Here is a 944-nt window from a genome sequence, read left to right on the forward strand (position 1 = left end):
ATCAGTATGCTTCAAATCGTCTAACTGGTGACCATGTTTGGCTAGTACCGTGGTTAATTGCTTCTCAATTGTTTGGGCCTGCTGATTAACTAACTGCCAGCTGGTATATGGCCGCTTGGTAAACGTCAATAATTGCTGGGTTAATAAGTCGTTTCGAATATTCATTAAACGTTCGTTTAATTCACTGCCTTTGAAAATCGTTTGTTCACTATTAGTTTCTTTAATCAGTTCCCGTCGTTCAGCTGCGGTTGTCTGTTCAAAATTAAGTTCCGGATAAAGCTTTTTCGTTGCTCGTTCCACCACTTTATTTAACAACTGGTTAGCTTGTGCTAGTGATGTCGTTTGCTGGTCAATAGTCAGCAGTTGTTTAGTTACATCTTCACCAATGGCATGTTTGATTAATAAGCTGTTTTTCCAATTAAACAGCATGCGCTGTTTATCATCTAAATGTTCTAAATCGACATAGGTTTTCAATTGCTGACTTAGATGACTAATTGTGTGTTTTTCAGAGAACGATAGCTCGTCAGTTAACGCGTCAAAATGTTCATGATTTCTTATCTTTTCGTCAAGATTATGATATTTAGCTTGAGCGTTTCTTTGCGCTCTAACTTGTTGATTAAATGCTTTTCGATTTTTTCTTTGGCTGTTAATGCCTTCGTGTTGGGTAGGTGTCTCTTGAATCCCTTGATCGACAAACGATTTTTCACTAATCCGATCCGGAATATTTTTTTGTGCTAAAGACTGATTAACACTTGTTGCCCAATTATGCCGCCACTCATTAATTTTTTCCTTTTTATCCCAATCAACCAACCAAATTTTTCTTTGTTTTGGAAACCCGCTTTTGGTTAAAAGTTGCTTGCCATTTTCATCTTTAATGTACTGCGTCTTTGCTTTTAATCCCCAACTACCATCGGGAATAAATGGGAGATAGGTTACCATCCCAT

The 944-nt window shown here is 37.5% G+C and carries 1 protein-coding gene; it reads right to left on the reverse strand.

What is annotated here, in order from left to right; translation table 11 throughout:
- Window positions 1-944: MobA/MobL family protein (locus tag CBP76_RS11620; protein ID WP_166667266.1), on the reverse strand; the 944-nt coding region annotated here is incomplete at both ends.

Source organism: Companilactobacillus nuruki (assembly GCF_002872255.1).
In the GTDB taxonomy this organism is placed as follows: domain Bacteria; phylum Bacillota; class Bacilli; order Lactobacillales; family Lactobacillaceae; genus Companilactobacillus; species Companilactobacillus nuruki.